General features: G+C 68.0%; 16 protein-coding genes and 1 tRNA gene. 11 read left to right on the plus strand and 6 right to left on the minus strand.

Annotated features, from left to right (window positions below; genetic code table 11):
- Positions 1–90: 90 nt before the first annotated feature.
- Positions 91–164 (minus strand) — tRNA-Met (locus tag OG707_RS17395).
- A 278-nt stretch (positions 165–442) separates the two neighbouring features.
- Between OG707_RS17395 and OG707_RS17400 the strand changes: the two genes are divergently transcribed.
- The 7 genes from OG707_RS17400 (at position 443) to OG707_RS17430 (ending at position 10,984) form a co-directional block, all read left to right on the plus strand.
- The gene (locus OG707_RS17400) at positions 443–910 is read left to right on the plus strand and encodes a very short patch repair endonuclease (RefSeq protein WP_329127844.1); all 468 of its coding nucleotides are present in this window, start codon (positions 443–445) and stop codon (positions 908–910) included.
- A gap of 100 nt (positions 911–1,010) precedes the next feature.
- Positions 1,011–2,339, plus strand: coding sequence for a DNA cytosine methyltransferase (locus OG707_RS17405; protein ID WP_329119227.1), 1,329 nt, complete (start codon positions 1,011–1,013; stop codon positions 2,337–2,339).
- 354 nt (positions 2,340–2,693) lie between these two features.
- Positions 2,694–5,264, plus strand: a complete 2,571-nt coding sequence (locus OG707_RS17410) for a Z1 domain-containing protein (RefSeq protein ID WP_329119229.1) — start codon at positions 2,694–2,696, stop codon at positions 5,262–5,264.
- A complete protein-coding gene (locus OG707_RS17415) occupies positions 5,261–6,280 on the plus strand; it encodes a PD-(D/E)XK motif protein (protein WP_329119231.1) in 1,020 nt (339 codons plus the stop codon). The genes OG707_RS17410 and OG707_RS17415 overlap by 4 nt, the downstream gene beginning before the upstream one ends.
- Positions 6,277–8,262, plus strand: coding sequence for a hypothetical protein (locus tag OG707_RS17420; RefSeq protein WP_329119234.1), 1,986 nt, complete (start codon positions 6,277–6,279; stop codon positions 8,260–8,262). The genes OG707_RS17415 and OG707_RS17420 overlap by 4 nt, the downstream gene beginning before the upstream one ends.
- Entirely contained in the window at positions 8,259–9,158 is a 900-nt protein-coding gene (locus OG707_RS17425; protein WP_329119236.1) for a hypothetical protein, read from the plus strand. Before OG707_RS17420 ends, OG707_RS17425 begins: the two co-directional genes overlap by 4 nt.
- Positions 9,158–10,984, plus strand: a complete 1,827-nt coding sequence (locus OG707_RS17430) for a DNA cytosine methyltransferase (protein ID WP_329119238.1) — start codon at positions 9,158–9,160, stop codon at positions 10,982–10,984. Before OG707_RS17425 ends, OG707_RS17430 begins: the two co-directional genes overlap by 1 nt.
- A 196-nt stretch (positions 10,985–11,180) precedes the next feature.
- Here OG707_RS17430 and OG707_RS17435 read toward each other — a convergent pair whose 3' ends face one another.
- Complete coding sequence (locus OG707_RS17435; RefSeq protein WP_329119240.1) at positions 11,181–11,798, minus strand: ATP-binding protein; 618 nt, start codon at positions 11,796–11,798, stop codon at positions 11,181–11,183.
- Positions 11,799–12,025: 227 nt separating this feature from the next.
- On the opposite strand from OG707_RS17435, the gene OG707_RS17440 reads away from it, so the two are divergent.
- Both OG707_RS17440 and OG707_RS17445 read left to right on the plus strand, forming a co-directional pair.
- Positions 12,026–12,877: a helix-turn-helix domain-containing protein gene (locus tag OG707_RS17440; protein ID WP_329119243.1), complete on the plus strand. Its 852-nt coding sequence runs from the start codon at positions 12,026–12,028 to the stop codon at positions 12,875–12,877.
- Entirely contained in the window at positions 12,874–13,071 is a 198-nt protein-coding gene (locus tag OG707_RS17445; protein ID WP_329119244.1) for a DUF397 domain-containing protein, read from the plus strand. The genes OG707_RS17440 and OG707_RS17445 overlap by 4 nt, the downstream gene beginning before the upstream one ends.
- Before the next feature lie 49 nt (positions 13,072–13,120).
- Here the strand turns inward: OG707_RS17445 and OG707_RS17450 are convergent, their stop codons facing one another.
- Both OG707_RS17450 and OG707_RS17455 read right to left on the minus strand, forming a co-directional pair.
- A complete protein-coding gene (locus OG707_RS17450) occupies positions 13,121–14,035 on the minus strand; it encodes a helix-turn-helix domain-containing protein (RefSeq protein WP_329119246.1) in 915 nt (304 codons plus the stop codon).
- A 195-nt stretch (positions 14,036–14,230) separates the two neighbouring features.
- Positions 14,231–15,034 carry a hypothetical protein gene (locus tag OG707_RS17455; RefSeq protein ID WP_329119247.1) on the minus strand — a complete coding sequence of 268 codons (804 nt, stop codon included), beginning with the start codon at positions 15,032–15,034 and terminating at the stop codon, positions 14,231–14,233.
- A 566-nt stretch (positions 15,035–15,600) separates the two neighbouring features.
- Here OG707_RS17455 and OG707_RS17460 point away from each other — a divergent pair.
- Positions 15,601–18,699, plus strand: coding sequence for an FG-GAP-like repeat-containing protein (locus OG707_RS17460; RefSeq protein ID WP_329119249.1), 3,099 nt, complete (start codon positions 15,601–15,603; stop codon positions 18,697–18,699).
- Positions 18,700–18,727: 28 nt separating this feature from the next.
- On the opposite strand, the gene OG707_RS17465 is transcribed toward OG707_RS17460, so the two are convergent.
- On the minus strand, positions 18,728–19,339 hold the full coding sequence (locus OG707_RS17465; protein WP_329119251.1) for a TetR/AcrR family transcriptional regulator: 612 nt from the start codon (positions 19,337–19,339) through the stop codon (positions 18,728–18,730).
- A gap of 194 nt (positions 19,340–19,533) precedes the next feature.
- On the opposite strand from OG707_RS17465, the gene OG707_RS17470 reads away from it, so the two are divergent.
- Positions 19,534–21,522: a transglycosylase domain-containing protein gene (locus OG707_RS17470; RefSeq protein ID WP_329119253.1), complete on the plus strand. Its 1,989-nt coding sequence runs from the start codon at positions 19,534–19,536 to the stop codon at positions 21,520–21,522.
- Here the strand turns inward: OG707_RS17470 and OG707_RS17475 are convergent.
- Entirely contained in the window at positions 21,502–22,773 is a 1,272-nt protein-coding gene (locus OG707_RS17475; protein WP_329119254.1) for a hypothetical protein, read from the minus strand. The genes OG707_RS17470 and OG707_RS17475 overlap by 21 nt on opposite strands.
- Positions 22,774–22,804: the final 31 nt, after the last annotated feature.

Below are 22,804 nucleotides of genomic sequence, written 5' to 3' on the forward strand. Positions count from 1 at the left end.
AGTAACGCTGCGAAGATCACCCGGAAAACAATGACGAGGCAAAGCCGAAGGCCCGGACTCTGACGAGTCCGGGCCTTCGGTGCTACTGAGTAGCGGGGACAGGATTTGAACCTGCGACCTCTGGGTTATGAGCCCAGCGAGCTACCGAGCTGCTCCACCCCGCGTCGGTGAACACGACACTACGGCACTCCACCCCGACCTGGGAAATCGATTCCCGGACGGCCTCCCGCAGCTTCCGGAGCACCGGAGGCGATGGGACCTTCGGCGTCGGAGCCCTCGCCCCTGTGCCCGACCCCCATGGAGCGTCGCGGGGACCGTCCTTTCATCACCTGCACTCCACGCAGAAGGATCACGCCCTCGCTGCCCGCAGGGAGGCCCCGTATAGGAGACTCGGAGCATGCGCGCCGCACCGCCTGCCTCCTCTCCCGAAGTCTCGGCCCGGATGAGCCGACAGACCAGCCGGGACACGACGGCCGAACGTTCCGTGCGGCAATTGCTCCACGCTTCGGGCCACCGCTACAGGATTCACTATCCGGTGCCGGACATGCCCCGGCGGAAGATCGACATCGCGTTCACTCGAGCCAAGGTGGCCGTGCTCATCGACGGTTGCTTCTGGCACGGATGCCCGCAGCACGCGACATACCCGAAGGCCAATGCTCGCTGGTGGCGGGAGAAGTTGGACCGGAACATCGCACGGGACAGGGAGACCACGGACCACCTTCGGGCAGCAGGGTGGGAAGTGCTGCGATTCTGGGAGCACGAATCGACAGAAACGGTCACCGAGCGCATCACAGCATCCGTGGAAAGTCGACGGGCGGAGCGGCTGGGAGGAAAGGAACCGGATCTCGGGGCCGGGTCCCACAGGGCACGCCGAACTCGGCGGGCAAAGCCCGGTGACGTCCCCGACTGAGCAGACGGCACCGCTCCCGCCTGGCATGTGCGGAGCCGGGCCGGCGTCGAAGCCCGGGACTGAACCGGTGATCTACGTTTGCCGGCTAAACTTCCGCCACATGACCAGCACGGCGTCACTCCAACCCATCCTCGACAAGCCCTTCGTCCTTGATCTTTTCGCGGGCCCCGGAGGACTGGACGTCGCGGCCCATGGGTTCGGGATCCCGAGTCTCGGGATCGAGTGGGACAGAAGCGCATGCCTCACGCGCTACGCGGCCGGGCTGGACACGCTCCACGCGGATGTGAGCGCGGTGCGCAGGGACGCCTTCGAGTCGCTGCCCCCGGAGATCAATGTGCTCGCCGGCGGCCCGCCCTGCCAGACCTATTCGGTCGCGGGGAAAGGCGCTGGACGCAAAGCCTTGGACGAGGTCAAGGGGTACATCCACCGACTCATGGACGGCGAGTCCGACGAGGCGATCGACGCGGATCTGAAAACCCTGACCGACCCGCGCACGGCGATGGTCCTCGAACCGCTCCGGTACGCGATCCAGGCCACCAGGAGCCCCAATCGGGGAATGCGTCCGTACGACGTCATCGTCCTGGAACAGGTCCCCACCGTCGCCGCGCTCTGGACCCAGTACGCCGAGGCGCTGGAGGAGACGGGGCTGCCGGACGGCACCAAGTACAAAGCCGTCACGGATGTCCTCGCCACCGAGACGTACGGAGTGCCCCAGACCCGGTCCCGCGCCGTGCTGATCGCCCGGCGGGTGGGGCTGGGTGATCCCGCCCTCCCCGAATCGAGCCACCGGCCCTACGAAGCGAAGGGATGGAACGGGAGGCCCTCGTCCCCCGCAGGCGACCCGCATCAGCCGACTCTCGACGAAGCCCCCCGGACCACGGTGGAAGCGGACCGAGGATCGGGTGACGAGGAGAAGCCGCTCTGGAGGTCGATGGGGGATGCGCTCGGCGCCCGGGTGGGCACCCACCCCGGACGAGCCAGGCCTTTCCTCGTCCGTTCGAACTACGGCAGCTCCGGGATTCCGGGGCGACGTGGCGTGCGGAGCGACCGGCAGCCCGCCGCCACCGTCACCGGTCGCATCTCGCGGTTCGTCGTATTCGAACACCTGAATGAAGAAATTGTTCGCGAAGGCGCGCGGTTCAGCATGAACGAGGCGGGAATGCTGCAAAGCTTCCCGCCCGACTACCCGTGGTCCGGTACAGCGCAGGCACAGCAGGTGGGGAACGCGGTGCCACCGCTGTTCGGCAAGCACCTGCTGAGCGCCGCGCTCGGCCTTCCGGCGCCGGACATTCGCGCGGCGGTACGGCCTTGGCAGCCCGTGGCGGAAGAGCGACGGGCCGAGCTGCGAATCCGCGGCTGCGGGGAATCGGACGGCTGCACCGACAAGTGCCCACGTCCTGAGGAACAGACCCCGCCGCTGTCGTCCTGACAACTCCGCCGGAAGAACCCACTCTGCCGATCAACGTTCACCGGCACACGCCCGACCTCTCTCGCCACGCATGCGTTCCGTCGATGTGCCCGACATGGGTGCGGCATGCCTGGCCGTGCGCCTGGAGAGTCCACACCCACGCAAGAACGGCGAGAACTCCGACGCCGGGGGTCGCTCCACGCATCGCCGATGACGTAGCGCCTGGTCAATATGTCTTTCGTGCCTGCACGCGAAGCCGCTCGGCCTCATAATATTGAATGCGGAGTTTTGCCCACGTGGCGCGATTGTCAGTGGTGCATGTCAATCTCTGATCGATGCTGATCGTGAAGTGCTGAACGAGAACACGGGGTAGTGATGGTCGACGACGTCAACGACATGTTGTACGACACGTTCAAGGACCTGCTCGACAAGCACACCCCTGCCGAGGCCGTGAAGCGCATCGAGATGTTCGGCGCCGCCCCCGAGACGCTTCAATGGATCCGGGAACGGCACGAGAGCGACTGCCTGCGCATCAAGGAGCTGGAGGAGCCGCGTTCCGCGGTCATAGGCAATCGCGACACGTGGTACACCGGCCCGCGCGAAGGGGACAAGTGCTGGCCGGCTCTGGTCGGCCTGCTCGAACAGGACGGCTGGCCCCAGGAACCGGCGATCCGGAGCCTGGACGAATCCTCGACCCGGATCGTCTCCCTGCTGAACCACCCCCTCGAACCGGCCTTCTCCACGCGAGGCCTCGTCGTCGGCTACGTCCAGTCGGGCAAGACCACCAGCTTCACCGCAGTCACAGCCAAGGCCGTGGACCGCGGTTACAAACTCATCATCGTGCTGGCCGGCATCCACAACGGCCTGCGCCGGCAGACGCAGGCCCGGCTGATGAAGCAGTTGGTCGAGCCGAACCCGACCTTGTGGACCCAGATGACCGGGTTGGACGACGACTTCCACCCCACCCAGAATCCGGCGTCCTACTTCGGCAAGAGCAACAAGACGCGTGTCCTGTGCGTGGTGAAGAAGAACAAGCACGTGCTGGAGAAGCTGACCAAATGGCTCGCGGGCGCCAAGGACTACCTTCAGGACTGCCCCGCTCTGATCATCGACGACGAAGCCGACCAGGCTTCCGTCGCCACCCCCACGATCAACCCGTTGATCCTGGGCATCCTCGGCAGCCTTCCGCGCTCCGCCTATGTGGGTTACACCGCCTCCCCCTTCGCGAATCTCCTCATCGACCCGGCTGCCGCGGACCTGTACCCGAAGGACTTCATCGTCAACCTGCCCAAGCCGCAAGGCCACTTCGGCACCGAGGTGCTGTTCGGTCGCTACGCGCTGGACGGGGAGGATCCCGAGGACGTCGATGACGGCCACGACATGATCCGCTCGATCCCCGATGCGGACATCGACGCCGTCCGGCCCCGCAATCGCGAGGAGACAGAGGGTTTCGAGCCGTTCATCACCGACACGCTGCGCGACTCCGTCCACTACTTCTGGCTTGCCACCGCCGCCCGCCGGGTGCGAGGCACGGGCAACCCGCACAGCACCATGTTGATCCACACCAGCGTGAACACGGTGGTGCACAACAGTTTTCACCCACCGCTGGAACACCTGCGCTCGACGACTCGCGCCAGGCTGAGCGAGCCGGCGCTGCTGGCACAACTCCGGTCGCTGTGGGACCGGGAGACGGAACGCGTGCCCGCCGAGGACTTCGGCGAACAGAAGGTTCCCTTCGACATGCTGCTGGAGCAGTTGCCCGGTGTACTCGACCGCTGTCGGATCATCATGGACAACTCCAGCAGCGAAGCCCGCCTCGACTACGAGAACGGCCCGGTGACGGCGATCGCGGTCGGCGGCAACACCCTCTCCCGCGGTCTGACGCTGGAAGGGCTGTCCGTCAGCTACTTCGTCCGCGCGGTCTCCGCGTATGACACGCTGCTTCAGATGGGCCGCTGGTTCGGTTTCCGCAACGGCTACGCAGATCTGCCCCGGATCTGGATGACCGACGAACTGGCGCGGTGGTTCCGTCACCTCGCCACCGTCGAGACCGAGATGCGGCGCGACATCGACGTCTACCTCACCGAGGACGAGACTCCGATGAGCTTCACCGTGCGCCTGCGCACGCACCCGAACCTGCGGGTCACCGCTGTGGCCAAGATGCGTGACGCTGTCACCGCCGCCTCCTCGTTCGGCGGCAAGCGTGTGCAGACCCACTACTTCCACACCAATGCCGAATGGCTGGCGGAGAACGCCGAGGCCGCCCGCGAGTTGGTCGGATCAGCGCAGGAGCAGGCGGTCAGGACGGACGACCGCACTTCCGAAGGCCGTTATCTGCTGCGCGAAGTCCCGCACGAACTGGTGCTGGACTTCCTGGAGAACTACCACTTCCACGAGGACTCCGTGGAGACCGACGGCAAGCTGATCAGTGACTACATCCGCAAGCGGGTGCGCACGGCGGGGGAGTTGAGCCGCTGGAACATCGCCATCGTGGGAAATCCGCTCCGCGCGGCCCAGGACGCCTTCGAGTTCGCCCCGGGCATCTCGGTCGGCCGCGTCACCCGCGCCCGCATCGCCGCCGAACACGGCACCAGCGCCCGCGCGGACTTCGCCGACATCAAGACGCTGATGAGCCGCAGGGACGCCGCCGTCGACCTGACCGGGGAAGTGTCGGGCCTGGACGAGGCTGCCATCAAACGCGCGCGCCGCAAGGAGTTGCCCGGTACCGGACTGCTGGTGCTCTACCCGATCGACAAGACCTCGCGGCCCGCGCCCGCCAAGAAGCTTCGTGCCCCGCTGGACGCCGAGGCGCACGTGATCGGCGTCGGCCTGGTCTTCCCCGAACCCACCGGGGCCGACAGCGAGGTCAGCCGTTACATCACCGCAGACCTGTCCGACGTCGTCCTGGAAGAAGAGGACTTCAGCGCTCTCGAGGTCGACGCATGACCGAGAACCCTCTCCGCCGGGCCATCGAAGACAGGTGGGCCGAACTGGAGAGCCGACCGGTCACCGGGGAGCGGAAGTTCCGCGTGGCAGAGCTGTCGATCGCTACGGTCAACGGGTCTGTGGCCACCGCCATCGACCAGCTCGGTCATCGTCACATCCTGGTCCCGATCAAGAGCAACCAGCAGTTGCGAAACGGCCTGAACGGTCCTGTTCTCCAGGTGCGCAGGCGCCCGCTGGAGGACGCCGACACCTACCGGGTGTACGCGGACCTCGGCTGTCTGAAGCCCGAGTTCAACGAGTTGTTCACCCGACTGTGCACGGACATCCTGGTCGAAACGGAGCAGGTGCCCGAGAACCCTCTCAAGGCGCTGTACAAGGTGATCGACCGGTGGAAGGCGCTGTTCCGCTCCGTGGGCGCACCCCTGGGCCCGGAGCAGGTCGCAGGGCTCTTCGGCGAGCTGAGCGTCCTGAGTCGCCTGTTGGAACTGGATCCCAGCGCCCACCGGCTTTGGCAGGGCCCCAAGGGACACCGCCACGATTTCGCCGGAGCCGCCGGGGCCCTCGAGGTCAAGGTCTCGACAGTGGACGAGGGGCGACGTCCCCGCATCCACGGCCTCGACCAACTGGAGGAGCCGACCAACGGTCCTCTGGAACTGGTCTGGATGCGTCTGCGCCGTACCCAGGAGAACGGCACCGGTCTGGTCGAACTGGTCGAACACGTACTGAACCTCTCGGACGACGAGAGCGCGGTACTGGCACTGCTCGCCGAGGTCGGCTACCGCCCTGCCGATGCCGCGCTGAACGGCACGGTCCGCTTCGAGACCGCCGAGGAACGTTGGTACCGGGTGGACGCCTCCTTCCCGAAGCTGACCGAGCAGCAGCTGGCCCAGGCAGGTGTTCCCCTCGACGCCATGAACGTCGACTACACCATCGACTTGTCCGGGGAACAGCCCGCTCCCATGGCGGAGGAGGAGAGGCTCCTGAGCCTTCAGGAGCTGCTGCGGGAGGGTTCGTGAACTCTGCGGCCCACCAAGGCTGGCACTCCCAGCCCTATCCGCCTGAAGGCGCGAGCGCGGCCGAAGGGATCCGCAGGCAGCTCGGTCGCCCCCAACTGGACCTGTTGACGATCTTGGTGCGCGAATCCGCGCAGAACAGCTGGGACGCGCACCGCGAAGGCAGCGGCGTACCGGTCGACTACCGGATCGACCTCTCCACCATCAGCCCCGCGCGCATCGGCGCATGGCGGGAGATGCTGCTCAACGATGCTCCGGCGAAAGCCGATCTGCCGTTGCGCGACACCCTGCGCAGCTCGGCCGTGCGACTTCTCACGGTCTCCGACCGCGGCACCAAGGGCCTTGGCGGTCCGACCCGTGCGGATCAGGTGACAGGGGGCAACCGGGACTTCGTCTCCTTCATCCGCAACATCGGCGAGCCGCGCGACAACGCTCTCGGCGGCGGCACCTACGGCTTCGGCAAAGGGATCTTCTATCTCCTCTCGAAGCCCGGCGTGATCCTGGTGCACACCCGCTGCGTGCTGCCCGACGGGACCCTCCAGACGCGGCTGATCGGTTGCGCGATGTGGAACAGCTACCTCGCAGACCTCGACGGCGAGAAGCGCCGCTTCACCGGTCGGCACTGGTGGGGTGACACCTCGGGCGAGCTGATCGAGCCGCTTCTGGACGAAGTCGCCGATGCGGCCGCGCGACGACTCGGCCTCAAGTCCTTCGGCCCCGGGGAGACCGGCACCACGGTCGTCGTGGTCGATCCGCTGCTGCGACGCGACGACGAGGAGATCGACCCCGCCACCACCGCCGGGTACCTGGCCGACACGATCGCCTGGCATCTGTGGCCCAAGATGATCGAGAGCAACGGCGCGAGTCCCGCCATGCGATTCGCGGTCAGCTGCGACGGCGTCGACGTCCCGGTTCCCGATCCTCGGAACACCCGTCCGCTCAGCTTGTTCGTCGCCGCTTACGACCAACTCGGCGGCCCCAAGGCCAAGGCCCTGGAGTGCCAGCGTCCGAAAAGACTGCTCGGCGAACTCGGGCTCGTCAAAGCCATCATGCCCCCCAACCGCTCCACCATGGCCTCGCGCATGGTCGACATCGACGACCTCGTGCACCATGTGTGCCTGATGCGTCCAGCCGAGTTGGTCGTCACCTACTTCGCCGGAGTGCGTCCCCCGTCGCAGAACCTCGGCTACGCCGGGGTATTCCGTGCCGATCCCTCCATGGACGAGGTCTACGCGCAGGCCGAACCGCCCACCCACGATGCCTGGAACCATCAATCGCTGGAGTATCCCGACAGCACCTTCGTACGCACCACGTTCACTCGCATCCGGGACAGCGTCGATGGTCTGCTGAATCTCGCGGCCGTCACCCGTGACGGAGCGAAGGGCGTCGCATTGGGCGCGGCCAGTTCCATGTTCTCAGGCCTGGTGGGCGGGGCCTGGGGCATCGGTGGTGCCACCGCGTACTCCACGGAGAAGCCCGGCAGCACCGTGTCCCGTGCCCCGAGTCGCGCGGCCAGGGCTGCCGATGCCGAAGCAGCCGCAGACGTCTCGACAGCCGCCGGGAACGAGTACCTGCCCAAGGAATCCGCAGCCACCGAGGGCGATTCCTCCGCACCCTCCGCTCCGAGGACCGACCGACGAGCCGCGCGTCCGCGCGTGCAGTACCTCGGCGAGCCGTACTACGACGAGAGAGCCGCCACCACTGTGCTCGTCCAGGAGTTCCGACTTCCCGTCGCCCTGCGGCAGAGAGTGCGCATCGACCTCGCCATCACGCTGCCGGGTGCGAGCGGACGCGAGACCGATCCGCCTCTCGGAGCCCCGATGCCCGAGCTGCTGGGATGGGAGCAGGCGGACGGCACCCTCCACACCGCTCCCGACTACGAGATCGACGGTGGCGACGGGGGGATCTGGCGTGCGCTGGTCGTGCCCGCGCCGGACACCATGACCGAGATCTCCGTCAAGGTCGAGGCGGTACGCACCACATGACGCTGCGCGCCCTGCCCTACCGTGTACCGCCCGAGAGCGCCGTCACCGCAGCCGGTTGGCGGCTCGTTCTGGGCGAGGACGAGATCCCGCTGCCGGAAGCACTGCCGGACTGGGACTACCAGATGGACCTGCACCTGCGCCGCAGGGTCAGCGTCGACCTCACAGGGGTGCGCACGCAGAGCGGTCTGGCCGACGACACACCACTGATGTTGAGCGTGGTCTGGAGATCCTCCGGATCCAACCTCAGTGGGCCCGCCCGACACGCCCGCCTGCGGGTGGCCGGCGGTACCGAGGACGTCAACCTCGATTTCCGGCTGCGCGGGGCGGACCTCGGCGGACTTCTCGTCCTGGACACCGTCCTGGTGCTGGCGGACCGACGGCCCGATGCCCCACCGTCCTCCCCCCGCCGGGCCGGATCGGTGCTGTGGAGCGATCGCAACGGACTGCGCCTCCAGGGAGACGCTCCCCAATTCCCGATGGCGGTCATCGATTTCGCCCACACCACTCATCCGGACGCCGCCGCCTGGCATCTTCAGATCAGCGGAAGCCTGGAGAGCTCCACCATGGGTTCGCTGCTCCTGCTGATCAACGAGCGGAACGCCGTCACCACCGCCGCGTTCGCCAATGCGGGCAAGCCCCGTCCGGTGGACAAGCTGGTGCTGTCGGCGGTGCACGCGGACACCGCCCGTTGCCTGATCGAGCACGCATTCACCCAGGCCGAGTTCACCGACGCGGCCGACTTCCCCGACGACTCGCTCGGCGCGACCTGCGCGGCTCTCTTCGACCGACTCTTCCCCATGCGCAGCATCACCGACATCCGGCTGCTGCGCGAGAGTTCCCCGAGCCGCTTCTCCTCCGAACTACAGGCCGCTGTCAAGATCTTCGAGGAGTCCTGATGAGTCAGCTGTACCCACGGCTCCTCCCCGATCAGGCGAAGGGGCTGTACACGGAGCACGGCGATCTCTCCCTCTCCGAACTCAGATCCCGATCCCGCACATCGCACGATTCCGCCGTGTACGTGGCGACCGGCGGGGATCGCGTCTCAGAGCAGCGACTGGAGGAACTGCGCGACGCGGTGGAAACGCTGGCTCGCGAGGCCGGTTACCCCGACAGTTCCTCCCGTTCCGGGAACGCGGACTTCGACCAACGCCTGGCTGCGCTCCTGCACTCCACGATGGGACTCGTTCCCGCGGAAGCCGCCTCCCGAGAGGTCTGGGCCTTCCTCTCGCTGATCCTGATGCCCGACATCGCCTACTGGCGCTACCCCTCACCCACACGTGACCGCGTCCTGGGCACCGACCTGACCCGTCACGTCTTCGGGCGCATGTGGTGGCGGGCCCAACTGGTCCATTCCCCTGAGGACGAGAACCCCTACGCCTCTCTGCGCATCCTCGGCGAGGCGGCCTTCGACCAGATCTACGCGCGGCGCACAGCGCTCGGCGGCAGCCCGCATCTGGTGAAGGCCATCCTCACCGTCTGGAACGAGGTCGCACTCGCCGAACTGACCGGACTCAACGAACGCGACACCCTGCGCGATTTCCTGAAGCGACTGCTCCGCCTCGCCCCCTTCGTCAGCTTCGACAGCATCGAGTCGAGCGCTCTGGAGGACGAGCTGCGCGCCACTCTTCGTGAGTCGGTGTCGGCTGTGCTCACGCAGGCACGTGGTGCCGAACTCGACGCGACACAGGTCAAGACCGTCGTCGACGCAGCCTTCGCCGGCTCACCCCTTGCACAGGCCCCTCCCGCTCCCTCCGCCCCCGTTCGGCGATTCACCTCCCTCGAACTGTGCGCGGGTGCCGGCGGCCAGGCCCTCGGCCTGGAACGAGCCGGGTTCGATCCGTTGCTGCTCATCGACAACAAGCCTCACGCCTGCGAGACGCTCGCCCTCAACCGCCCGCAGTGGAAGGTGCAGTGCGGCGATCTGCTGGCATTCGATCCCGAGGACCACCCGGAGACGCTGAACGTCGACCTCGTGAGTGGTGGTCTCCCTCGTCTCCTCTCCACCGCGAGCGCGAGCCGGGGCGACGACACGGAAGAGCGCAAGGTCTTCGAAACGGCGGTCAATCTGATCGAGACCATCCGCCCGAAGGCGCTCCTTCTGGAGAACATCCCCGACTTCATCGACAAACCCACCTACGAACCCGAACGCAGAGCGATCGAGTCCTTCCTCGACTCGGAGGGATACCGAGTGTTCTGGCAGGTCCTGGACGCCGTCGACTTCGGCGTTCCCCAGAACCGACGCTGCGGATTCCTGGTCGCCATGGTCGAGCCGTACGCCGCCGGCTTCGTCTGGCCACTCCCACTCCCCCAACCCCTGAGCACCGTCGCCGGAACACTGGGACCCTCCATGTCCGCCGGGGGCTGGCCTGGTTCCACCCGCTGGATGGCCGGAGCATCCTCCCCCGGCCCCACCCTGGTCGGCGGCTCGGACAACCGCGGCGGCGCCGACCTCGGCCCCACCGGCAGCAAGAAGGCCTGGCTCAACTTGGGCGTCGACGGCAACAGCCTCGCCGACGCCCTTCCAACCGCGACCACCCCGATCGACGCCCCGGTCAAACTGACCCTCGCCCAAACCGCGCTGCTCCAATCCTTCCCCGAGGACTGGTCCTTCGCCGGAGGTAAGACGAAGGCCTACCGCCAGATTGGCCACGCGCTGCCGCCGTCCCTGGCCACGGCAGTGGGTACGGCTATCGCCGCCGCCCTCTCATGCGGGAAGCGATAGAAGGGCAGTGGAATGCATTCCGCCCAGCTGACCCAGCGATGGCGTCACCTGGCGCATCAAAGAATCGTTGGCCGACTCCCGACCGTTCGGACCCGAATCCGCAGGTAGCGGTGGTGCTTCGGTAGCTTCTACGACGATCCCTCGCTACACCCCTGGACCCAACCATGTGACCCGCGCGCCCTCTCGTACCCGGGTTTCACGCCGCCCCGCCCAACTCGCCCTCGAAGTGCGTCTGGGCGCGGTCGAGCGCCTCGTCCGGGTCGCATCCATGGGCCCGGAGCCAGTGGAGGAGATCGGCGATCATGCCGATCGCCGTCTCCTCCCCGACAGCGGCGCCTACTCGGCCGTCACCGGGAGCGCCCCACAGAGTGAGCATCGCTTCGGCGCGCGTGACGTGGTCTCCTCCCCCATGCCCCTCCGGCGCAGCCAGACCGGTGGCCAGCTCGCACCAGGTGACCTTGCGATCTGCCCGCAGTTGCACTCCCCACCGTTCGGACACGGCATCGACGAGGGTCATGCCCCGCCCCGACTCCGAATCCTCCGTCGCCGCGAGGAGCGTGGGCAGCACCCTGGTGTCCGGGTCGTGGATCTCGATGCGCAGATACGTGCCGTTCATGGAGACGCCGAGGGTGGTGGGAGTGCCCTCACCCACATGCGTGATGACGTTGGACACGAGTTCGCTGACACACAACTGAGCTGATTCCACCGCTTCATGCAGGCCCCAGAGGCGAAGATGCATGCACAGGATGCGGCGCAGCGCACCGACTTCTCTCGGTTCCGCCGTGAACTCCAGATCCCAAGGCTTTCGTGACATACAAGCGACGACGTTCCGCACAACTCTGCTCCTCACGCCTCGACTTGATTGCACTGCTTGCAATCACCTAACGACTAAGCGTTGCAGCGAGACTTCCAAAATGGAACTCTCATTCACAGGCGCGTGAGGCGCGCCGGCGCACTACGCGCCCCCGGCGTGCGCCGTCTTGCCGCCGCAACACAGAGGCGTGCACTCTCAGCGGGAGATCAACACGAAGGGCTGTACCCATGGCAGTTGGCCCCACCACACGCAGGCGACAGCTGGGCGCGGACCTCCGCCGCCTCCGGGAGCGCAAGGGCTTCACCCTCGAAGAGGCAGGTGCCCTGGTCGGCATCTCCAAAGCAACACTGAGCCGCTACGAGCGCAAGGAGGGGTCGGTCAAGTGGCCTGCCGTGGACGCCCTGTGCAGGCAGTACGACGCGACCGACGCCGAGCGCCAAGCACTCGTGGAGCTTGCCAAAGGCGCGAAGATCCAAGGCTGGTGGAGGTCCCTGACCGATCCGATCCCCGAGTCGATGAACCTCATGCTTACGCTCGAGGACGAGGTCATTCGCGAGGACCACTACGCCTGCATGTACATCCCCGGATTGCTCCAGACCCGTGGCTACGCGGAGGCGGTACACAGGGCTTCGGAGATGCGTCGCTCCGACAAGGAGGTCCGGCACATGGTGGACATCCGCATGAAGCGCCAAGAGCTCCTGAATCGGGAGGATCCCCCGCACATCTGGGCGGTGATCGACGAGGCCGCCATCCGTAGGAGGGTGGGTGGACCTGGCGTCATGCGCGAGCAGTTCCAACAGCTTCTGGCCGTCTCCGAACTTCCCCATGTGACCATCCAGATCCTGCCGTTCGCCACCGGCGCCCATGCTGCCGCAGTCGGCAGCTTCGCCATCCTGGGAGGGCCGACTCCCGAACTGGATGTTGTGTTCTTGGACATCCTGGCCGGTGGAGGTCTGTTCATGGAGAAGCAGCAAGAAATCGAACGCTATAAGTTGGCCTTCCAGTACCTCAGCGCGCAGGCCCTCAGCTTCGAGGCCTCCACGGCCCTCATCCGACAGGCGCACAAGGAGAGTTCATGAACTCGCAGTCCGAGCCCCAGTGGTTCAAGTCCACATTCAGTGGTGGCAGCGGCAACGAGTGCGTCGAGTGCGCTCACGTACCTGCGGGGACTCTGGTACGCGACTCGAAGCAGCCGGGGGCTGCCCAGCTCGTGGTGGACGCGGCCGCCTGGACAGGTTTCGTACGCGCCCTGCAGGACGATCAACTCGGCTGAACCGGTCTCCGAACCCCGGACGACTCCCTGCTCCTCGGGTCGGCGTCACTCACCATGAAGCATGGCTCCGGTCGCGCAGCGTCGCGCGGAGCGCGGACACCCGTGCCTGGACCGAGGCGGGCAGCGGCGGTGTGGGGGCGGGGCGGGGTGTGGCTCCGGTGCAGGGGGTGCAGATGCCTGCGGTCTGGGTGGGCGGGAGGGGGTCCCGGCACTCGGCGCACTCCGCCAGGGGCGGGGCCGGGGCCGCCGCGTCGTGGTGGGTGCGCGGGGCCGGGAGCTTGCGGCGTAGGCGGTCGGCCAGGACCGCGCGGGCCGAGAAGACCACCGGGGGCAGGCCCGACGTCAGGAGCGAGCGGGCCACGAGGTCCGAGACGCCACGGTCCAGCCACGGCACTGCGAGCGGGGCCAGGGCGAGGGTCTCGGCGGCGCTCAGCGCCAGCTTCGGTTCGCGGCCAGTGACACGGGCCAAGAGGGCGGCTGCCCGGGCCAGGTCCGACGCGGTGCGCTCGGACGGCTGTACGGGGGCCGGGTCCGGATCCGCGCTCAACTCCCTTGCGGGGAGGGAGGTTTCTTTACCCTGGTCCTCTTCCCCTTCAGGGGACGCTCCCGGGTTCCCGGTCTCTGCCGCACCGGTTCCCGGGTTGGTGGGAAGCGGAGACCCGGGCCGCTGCGGGGTGTCGTACACGTGGGTCTCCGTGCGCACCTGGCCCGTTGCCGGGTCGTGCGTGGTGCGGCGGACGTAGTATCCGCGGTCGATGAGCTCGTCCATCGCCTTCGCTACGCCGCGCCGGCCGATCCGGGGATAGCGGTCCGCGAGCGTACGGACATCCTCGCGGGCACCGTCGGGCAGGGAGAGGAGGTGGCAGAGGATGCCTCGGGCCGTGAAGCTGAGACTGGGGTCACGGAGGGCCGCGTTGGGCAGCACCGTGAAATTGCGCGCGTGAGCGCTACTGTGGACTCGCATTGAAGAAACTCGCATTCTTCGGTGTCGGGTCCCGGGGTGCGCTAACACCGCCGGGACCACCTATGTGCAGGTCGTGTGGCGCGAGCGTAGGCCGGTGGACTCGCCAACTGTCAATGCGCACTGATCACTTGGCCGTCATTGGCCAGGATCCGACACCTTCCACACCCTCATTGATCGAGCCCGGCCCCATCACGATCAGCTGGTCGGCTGCGTCCAGCGCAGCAGCGGCGCAGGCCGGGACCTGCCCGTCGCCAGTGCGGTCCGTACCGACTGCGCGAACTTCACGGGTGAGGTGCGGAGTTGGTACGGACTGAACGCCAGCGCAAGCAGGCCCGCCTCCAGCATCCGGTTACGGCGAGCCATCGTCGCCTCCCAGTCGGCCGGACCCAGGTGCCACCTCCGCGAGTCGATCTCCAGGACCACGCCCTCCGACGGCCAATACGCGTCCGGGCGCGCCAGCCAGGTGCCGTCCGGCAGGCGGAGGTCCCGGTTCCACAGCGGATCCGGGATCCCTGCCGTACGCAGAATCCGCCGCGCCTCCTCCTCCGCCACCGAACGCACCCCCGCGATCAGCCCCTCCATCGCCGCCCCCACCCCAGGGACCTTGCCCAGTGCGGAGTCCCTCACCTCGGCCATCAGCTCCTCCGGCGTGACGCTGCGGGCCTGCACCAGTTCGGTGAGCAGCGCGACCACCTCGCTCTCCCTGTCCCGGTACGGCACCGCTTCGAGCGCCGCCCTCACCAGCGGCGCGCAGGGCAGACCCCGCACCGGGAGGGCTCGGCAGGGGCGGCGTGTGCGGTGGATGCGTACGAACCCACTGCCGCACGGATGCCGGTCATGCGGTACCAGTACGTCGACCGCCCGCACCCCCTCCAGCCTCGGCGCCGCCCGCACGCCGTACAGCGCGAGCGCCGCGTCACCCGTCAGGCAGGCGCCCGCGCCCGCCTGCAACAGCGCTGCCCGCAAACGCTGTTCGGGGCTCGGCCTGCCTGTCTGCAACAGAATCACCCTGGGCAACAGCCGCTGCCACGGCCCTCCGGGGGCCACCCGTCCGACCAGTGTGGAACTCGGGCAACCGAGCTCCGCCAGCTGAGCAGTCGTGAGCAGACCGCGCTGAGCTCGGGCGATGTCGCTGCTGGAAAAGATCTTTGAATGCATGCGCCTGAGGTGCCCGGCCCCGCAGCCGAGGACTCCCTCTGTAGCGCCCTCACACCCGAAGAGTCACTCCCCGGTGACACGAGGTGCTCTGGGGCCGGTTACTACGATCCACCCGAACATCCCAGCCCCACACACGGCTCCCCCTCGGCAGCACGCGCGGGGGCGCGTGGGCCGTGGGGATTGTGGGTGCCGGGGCTCCTGGGATGCATGTGGCTGCTGTTAATCTCAAGGCTCCTTGCTTGGGGGGACAGCCGGGGGGCTGGGGATTCTTCGCAGTACCGCTTGCCGTACGCCACGTCTCGTAGACCGCGCTGCCTTTCGCGCGGTCCGGATTCCGCGCTCCGGCTGCGGGTGATTCCGTTGCCGCCGCCCGTCCCGCCACGCCCTTTTCCTTTCGGGAGATTGCGTTGGCCAGTCTTAGATCCACCCGCGGCGTCACCGCCGCTCTGGTCGTTCTCGCCGTGACCGCAGGCCTCGGTCTCGCCGCCGTTCCGGCTGCCGTCGCCGGCACCACCGGGGTCACGGCGGAGAAGGTCTTCCAGTCGGATCGCTACGTGCCCCGGTCCGACACCCTCTACTCGGCCGGCGCCACCGGGTATCTGCATGCGCAGGAGGGCAGTTCGGGGTATCTGTGGACCTCGTACGCCACCGGCGCGACGACCCAGCTGGGCAGCCTTCCCCGTGCCGCCGGGGCCGGCTACCTCGGGTCCTCGTCCGACCTCGTGACCGAGGTCGTCTCGGCCACCGAGAAGGTCGTCCTGCGGGACCTGGCCGCCGGCACCAGCACGGACGTCGCGATCACCCACGGGACCTACAAAGCCACCTACGGGTCCCACGTCCTGACCCAGTCGCAGGACGCCGACGGCAATCGGCTGCTCTGGCTGTACGGCGCGGGCGCCGAAGGCACCACCGTCGAGGGGTGGCCCACCGGGATCACCACCAACTTCTCCGTCGTGGGCGGCGACAGCACCACCGCCGTCATCAGCTACACCCTCGATGGTACGTACCGGCTCGCCCTGGTCGACCTGGCCTCCGCCAAAGTCACCGGCACCGTCGCCGCCTCCGCTTCCACCTCCGCCTCCGCCGAGCCCGTCTCCGCCGTACTGAGCGCCGATCACGTCGTCTGGTCGTCGCAGGACCCCACGGTCGCGCACGTCCTGGACCGCGCCGATCTCTCCGCAGCCGACAGGACGCTGGCGCTGCCCGTGCCCAGCAACGAGCAGATCCCCGGTGCCACCACCCTCGGTATCGCCGGCGACTGGCTCGTGGTCGCCCGCACCGTCCCGTCGCAGCCCGGCGACTACGCCGACAAGTCAGGCGAGCGCCTCATGGCCGTCCCCCTCACGGGCGGCGATGCGATCACCCTGCTGCGACACGCGAAGGCCACGCTCGCCTCCGCACCCGACGGCAGCCTGCTGGCCGTGGGCGGGGCGGACTCGGGGCACTGGGCGGTACGCAGGATCACCGCGTCCGGGTCTCAGACTCCGGCCCTCACCGAGGTGACAGCGGTCCCGTCGGTCGCCGCCAAGATCGGTCAACTGTCGCTGCAAAACGGCAACTTGGCGACCCAGGAGGCCGACGGCAGCTTCATGGGCAGCTATCAGACCCGCACGATCGCCTCCACCGGTACTTCTTATGTTCCATCCTCCCCGACCTGGCAGTCGTGGAGCTACAGCACCAGGACAGGCCCATACTCGACCGGCGACGGGCGCGCGGTGATGTTCGCGTCCCACTACGACACCGCCGAGTCGAACCTGCAGTCCATCAGCCCGGACGACCAGGCAGGCTTCTTCCGTACGCCCTCGGCCTACGGAAGCATGCTCGAGGTCTCCGGCCGCTACGCCATCGTCAACGGCACCTCCCCCACCAAGCAGTACGTAGGCGACCTCGGCGTCTACACCAACCTGGAGCCCATCCTCACCCGCTCCGTCACCGCCGCCTCGATCTGGGGCACCAAGCTCTGGACTCCCGGCACCACAGCGGGAGTTGTCACCGCCAAGGACCTCAAGACCGGCACGACCACCGACACCGTGAGCACCGGCGCCCCCTGCGTCCCGAAGGAGCTCCAGGCCGTCGGCCGCTGGATCTACTGGTCGTGCGGCGCGACCGACGTATCCGGCGTCTACGACCGTACGACGAAGAAGTCCATCCTCGTCCCGGTCGGCCCCGCCCTGGTCGGCGACGGTTATCTCGTACGCAACGACACCGCGGCCGGCGCCCTCAAGCTCACCGCCTTCGCGGACGGCACCGCCACCACCCGTACGATCGGCGCCTTCACCGGCAGCGCAGGCACGCGCGGCGTGAAGTGGACCGTCGACAAGTTCGGCGGGCCCGCGGCCTACGTCGACGCCGACCAGCAGATCCATCTGGTGCCCAGCGGGGTCGCCACCCAGGCGATCGGCTCCATCGAGTCCGAGGTCACCGACAACAGGTGGGAGGCGAGCGCGGCGACCGACCCGTGGTGGCAGTACCGCGCGCTGCTCAACAAGCCCGCCGCTTCCTGGACGGCCACGGTCACCAGCAAGGCCACCGGCTCTGTCGTGCGCACGTTCTCCGGCGGTCCGGTGAACGGCAACCTCACCGCGCGCTGGAACCTCCGCAGCACGGCCGGCGCGCTGGTCCCCAACGGCAACTACACCGTCACCGTCACGGCGAAGCCCGCCGACGGCTCGGGGGCCGCGATGACCACCAGCCAGTCGGTGCGCGTCTCCGTCGGAGCCGCCGTACGCCGCGACTTCACCAACAGCGGTTCGTGGGCGCCGGACGGCATCGGTGATCTGCTCACCCTGTCGTCGTCCGGCGTGGTCTCGTACCGGCCGGGCAACGGAACGGGTGGCTTCAACGGGGCGATGTCCGCGTCGGGTTGGCCCTCCACGGTCACGCTCGTCCCCTTCGGGGATCTGAACGGCGACCGGCGCAACGACATCCTCGTACGGCTCAGCAGCGGTGAACTCCGCGCCTACAAAACCATGGTGGGCCAGGCCTTCGTCACCGGCACCCCGTACAAGTCGCTGGGCAAGGGCTGGAACCAGTACAACCTGCTGACCTCGCCCGGCGACGTCACGGGCGACGGCCTCCCCGACCTGATCGCGCGCGTCGCCACGACGGGCGTCACGTACCTCTACAAGGGGACGAGCACCGGCGGTCTTTCGGCGAAGGTGCAGATCGCCTCGAACTGGAAGAACTACCGGCAGCTCGCGGGCGTCGGCGACTTCAACGGCGACGGGTTCGGCGACCTGCTGGGCAAGGACCAGAACAACATCCTCTGGCGCTACGACGGCAACGGCAAGGGCGGCTTCAAGCCGCGCGTGCAGCTGGCGACCGCCTGGGGGTCCTCGTACAACGCCATCATCGGCACCGGGGACATCACGGGCGACGGCAAGGCCGACTTCGTGACGCGCGACACCGGCGGGACGCTGTGGCGCAGCACCGGCAACGGCAAGGGGTCGTTCTCCGGACGCGTGAAGATCAGCACCGGGTGGCAGGGCTTCAAGGGGCTGTACTGACGTGACCTGAGGGGCCCGAGAGGGTCCCTCAGCTCACGTACACCCCGGCCCGCGCCCCCGCGACCGCCGCCTCCGCCGCCCTGTCCGCGGCCTCCTCGTCGAGCGGGAGGCCGCTGGCGAGCAGGCGGTAGTAGAGGGGGGCCGACACCGCCGCGATCACCTCGCGCGGGTCCGTCCCCGCGGGCAGTTCGCCGCGCTCGACGGCCTGGGCGACGACCGGCGCCCACTCCTCGATGCGTACCTCGTAGAAGCGGCGCAGCGCCTCCGCCGTGCGTTCGTCGCAGGTCGCGGCGGCGATCACCGCCTGGAAGATCGGGCCCTGGCGGGGGTCGGCGAGGGTCGTCGCGACGAGGCGGGCGTTGGCGCGGAGGTCCGCCTCCAGGGATCCCGTGTCCGTACGGGAGACGGAGTCCTCGGCCATGGAGGCGATGAGGTCGGCGATCAGTCCGTACGTCGACGACCAGCGGCGGTAGACCGTGGTCTTGCCGACCTCCGCGCGGGCGGCCACGTCCGCCAGGTCGAGCCCGCTCAGCCCGTGCTCGGCGATCGCGTCGCCCGTCGCCTGCAGCACGGAGGCCCTGACCCGGGCGGTGCGCCCGCCGGGGCGGACCGTGCCGGGTTCCACGACGTCGGATCCCATGATCCACCCACCTTCAGCTCTAATGGAACACTGGATCCATTAAAGCGCGCCCGGGTGCCTTCTGGCCAGAAAGCCGAATGTGACAGACCTTGTGACAGAGCTGTCGCCGTCCCGTCCACTTCCTCACAGCTGGCGAACATAAGGTCGAATCGGCCCTGATGAGGGGCCATTCTTGTGATCCGGCAGGGGTGGGGATGGAACAGCTCAGAAGGCTTCGGGCGGTATGGAGCCGACACGCACCGCGGCAATTGCGGCGGCTGCGCCCCCACTACCCCCGCCCGGGACGGAGCCGCGTACGGCGCTGGATACCGTCCCTGCGGCAGTCGCTGCTGCTCCTCCTGTGGACGGTCTCCACGCTGGCTGCGGTCGTCGGCATCGCGTACGCGCGCACCGACATACCCACCGACCTCAACGCCTTCGCCAAGCAGCAGGACAACGTCTACTACTGGGCCGACGGCACCGAGATGGCCCGCGTCGGCCCCGTCGACCGGCAGGCGATGCCGCTGGACCGCATCCCCGACTCCCTCGAATGGGCCGTGCTCTCCGCCGAGAACGCCTCCTTCTACACCGACCGCGGCGTCTCCCCGAAGGGCATCGGCCGCGCGCTGCTCGCGATGGTGTCCGGCGGAGACACCCAGGGCGGCTCGACGATCACCCAGCAGTACGTGAAGAACGTCTACCTCAACCAGGACCAGACGGTGACCCGCAAGATCACCGAGATGTTCATCTCGGTGAAGCTGGACAACCGGATGACCAAGGACGAGATCCTCGACGGCTATCTCAACTCCAGCTGGTTCGGCCGCGGCGCCTACGGGGTGCAGCGCGCCGCGAAGGCCTACTACGGCAAGGACGTCTCCCAACTCGACGCAGGGCAGGGCGCGTTCCTCGCCACGCTCCTCAAGGGCGCCGCCCTCTACGACCCGTCGACGAGCCCCGCCAACCACGCGCGGGCCGTGAAGCGGTGGAACTGGACGCTGGACCGGATGGTGAAGACCGGCCATCTCTCCGCCGCCGAGCGGGCCACGTACAAGACCTTCCCCGAGCCGATCGCACCGCCCAAGCCGGTCGGGCTCAGCGGTCAGACGGGCTATCTCGTGGACACCGCGCGGATGTACGTCGCTTCGCGCAGCGGCATCTCCGACGCCCAGTTCGACCTCGGCGGCTACCAGGTCTACACGACCTTCCAGAAGCCGAAGGTCACCGCGCTGGCCGCCGCCGTGAAGGACAAGCTGGGGGAGCTCAAGCCGAAGACCCGCCCCGCCGACCGCCATGTGCGCGTCGGCGCGGCCTCCGTCGCCACCGACGGCCGCATCCTCGCCCTCTACGGCGGACCCGACTACATCGAGCAGGGCTTCGACGACGCGGGCATCTCGATCGTGCCCGCCGGGACGACGTACGCCCCCTTCGTCTACGCGGCAGGACTGCGCGACGGCGCCCTGCTGGAACGCGACAAACCCCGTGTCCCCGTCACCCCGAGAGCGGTCTACAACGGGGACGACAAGGCCGAGGTGCGCACCCCGGAAGGCCCGTACTGGAGCCGCGACGGGAAGATCGTCAAGACGCTCAACGCGGGCGGCCAGTCGTGGGGTCCGACGAGTCTGGGCCGGTCCGTGAGCAACGCCGTCAACGGTCCCGTCGTACAGCTCGGCATGGACGTCGGCCTCGACCGCGTGCGCCAGGCGTCCGTCGACGCGGGCCTGCTGCCGGACAGCTTCGGCGCGCAGGTGCCCTCCTTCTCGCTGGGCAGCGCGACGCCGAGCCCGATCCGGCTGGCCAGCGCGTACGGAACCTTCGCGGCCGCCGGTACGCACACCGAGCCGTACTCCGTCCTGCGCGTCACGCACATCGGCGAGCAGCAGTCGCTGCGCCGGCCCGAGGTCACGCACCCGTTCACCCCGGAGGTCGCCGCCGACGTCGACCAGGCGCTGAAGAACGCAGTTACCGATGGTGCTTCAACTGCGGTCGGGCAAGCGGGTGTTGATCTGGCCGGGCTGCCGGGGACGGCACTGGACGGCACGTCCGCCGCGTTCGCGGGCTACGACCGTACGGCGGCGACGACCGTCTCCGTCTTCCGTGTCGACCCCAAGACGCAGACGCTGCTGCCCCTGAAGGGGCTGGGCGCCGGCTTCCCCACGGACATCTGGACGCAGTACGAGAAGACGTCACTTCTTCAGAAACCGTGACCAGTCGGGGGACTCCGAGGGGTCCAGATTGCGCAACTTGGCCAGTACGGCGGGATCCTGCACGTCCAGCCAGTCGGACAGCTCCTTGAACGAGACGCACTCCACGCCGTCGCGCCGGCACACGTCCTTCATGACGTCCGCGATGGCCTGCATATAGATGCCGCCGTTCCACGTCTCGAAGTGGTTGCCGATGAACAGCGGGGCGCGGCTGCCGTTGTAGACGCGCTGGAATCCGTTCAAGTAGCCCTGGACCGCCTGCTTTTCCCACTGCTGGTACTTGGCCGGGTCGCCCTGCGTGACGTCGCCGCCGGACTGGTTGTAGAGGAAGTTGAAGTCCATCGACAGGACCTGGAAGTCCTTGCCGGGGAAGGGCATCAGCTGGAGCGGGAAGTTCCAGAGGCCGTTCTTCTTCGCCGGCCACACCTGGAATTCGCCGGGTGAGCTGGCGTCGTACCGCCATCCGTACGACTTCGCCGCCGGGAGAAGGTTCTTCTGGCCCTCCAGGCAGGGCGCCCGGCCGCCGACCAGCTCGCGCGCGTAGTCGAAGGGCAGCGGCGGGATGTCCTTGAAGCCGGTGTTGGTCTTCCAGTTCTGCACGAAGGAGTACGCCTGGGCTATCTCGCTCCGCCAGTCCGCGGTGCTCCACTTGGCACCGCCCGGATCGGGGGCGCAGAAGTGGCCGTTGAAGTGGGTGCCGATCTCGTCGCCGGCCTCGTACGCGAGCCTCAGCTGCTCCAGCGTCTCCTTGATGTGCTCCTCGGTGGGGAAGTCGATCGCCGACGCACCGGCGGAGTGGAGGGGTGCGTGGTAGAGCTTCCGTTTGGCGTCCGGCAGCAGATAGATGCCGCTGAGGAAGAACGTCATCTGCGCGTCGTACTTCTCGCCCAACTCCCGGAAACGGGAGAAGAGATGGTCGTCGTTCTCGAGTGCGCCGTCCCACGAGAACACCACGAACTGCGGGGGCTTCTCGCCCGGCTTCAGCTTCTTCGGCTTGAGCTGCTTGGGCTGCGGTCCGGTGTACGAGGTGGAGCCGTCGCCGATGACCTCGGTCTTCCCGTCCCAGGACGGGCTCGCCGTGGCGGTCGGCGCATGGGCCACCGGCTTGGCGTGCGACGTGGTGGCGGCCGCTCGACCCGACGAGTTGCCCGAACTTCCGGCCATCAGCGCCAGCGCCACCACCCCGGCAACGCCGGCGGCGGCCGCACCGGCGGCCGCCCCCTGCTTCTTCCTCGTGTTCAGCGCGTTCAGCATGCAGCCCCGTCCGTGGATCGATCCCCCGCCC

The organism is Streptomyces sp. NBC_01465 (assembly GCF_036227325.1).
In the GTDB taxonomy this organism is placed as follows: Bacteria; Actinomycetota; Actinomycetes; order Streptomycetales; family Streptomycetaceae; genus Streptomyces.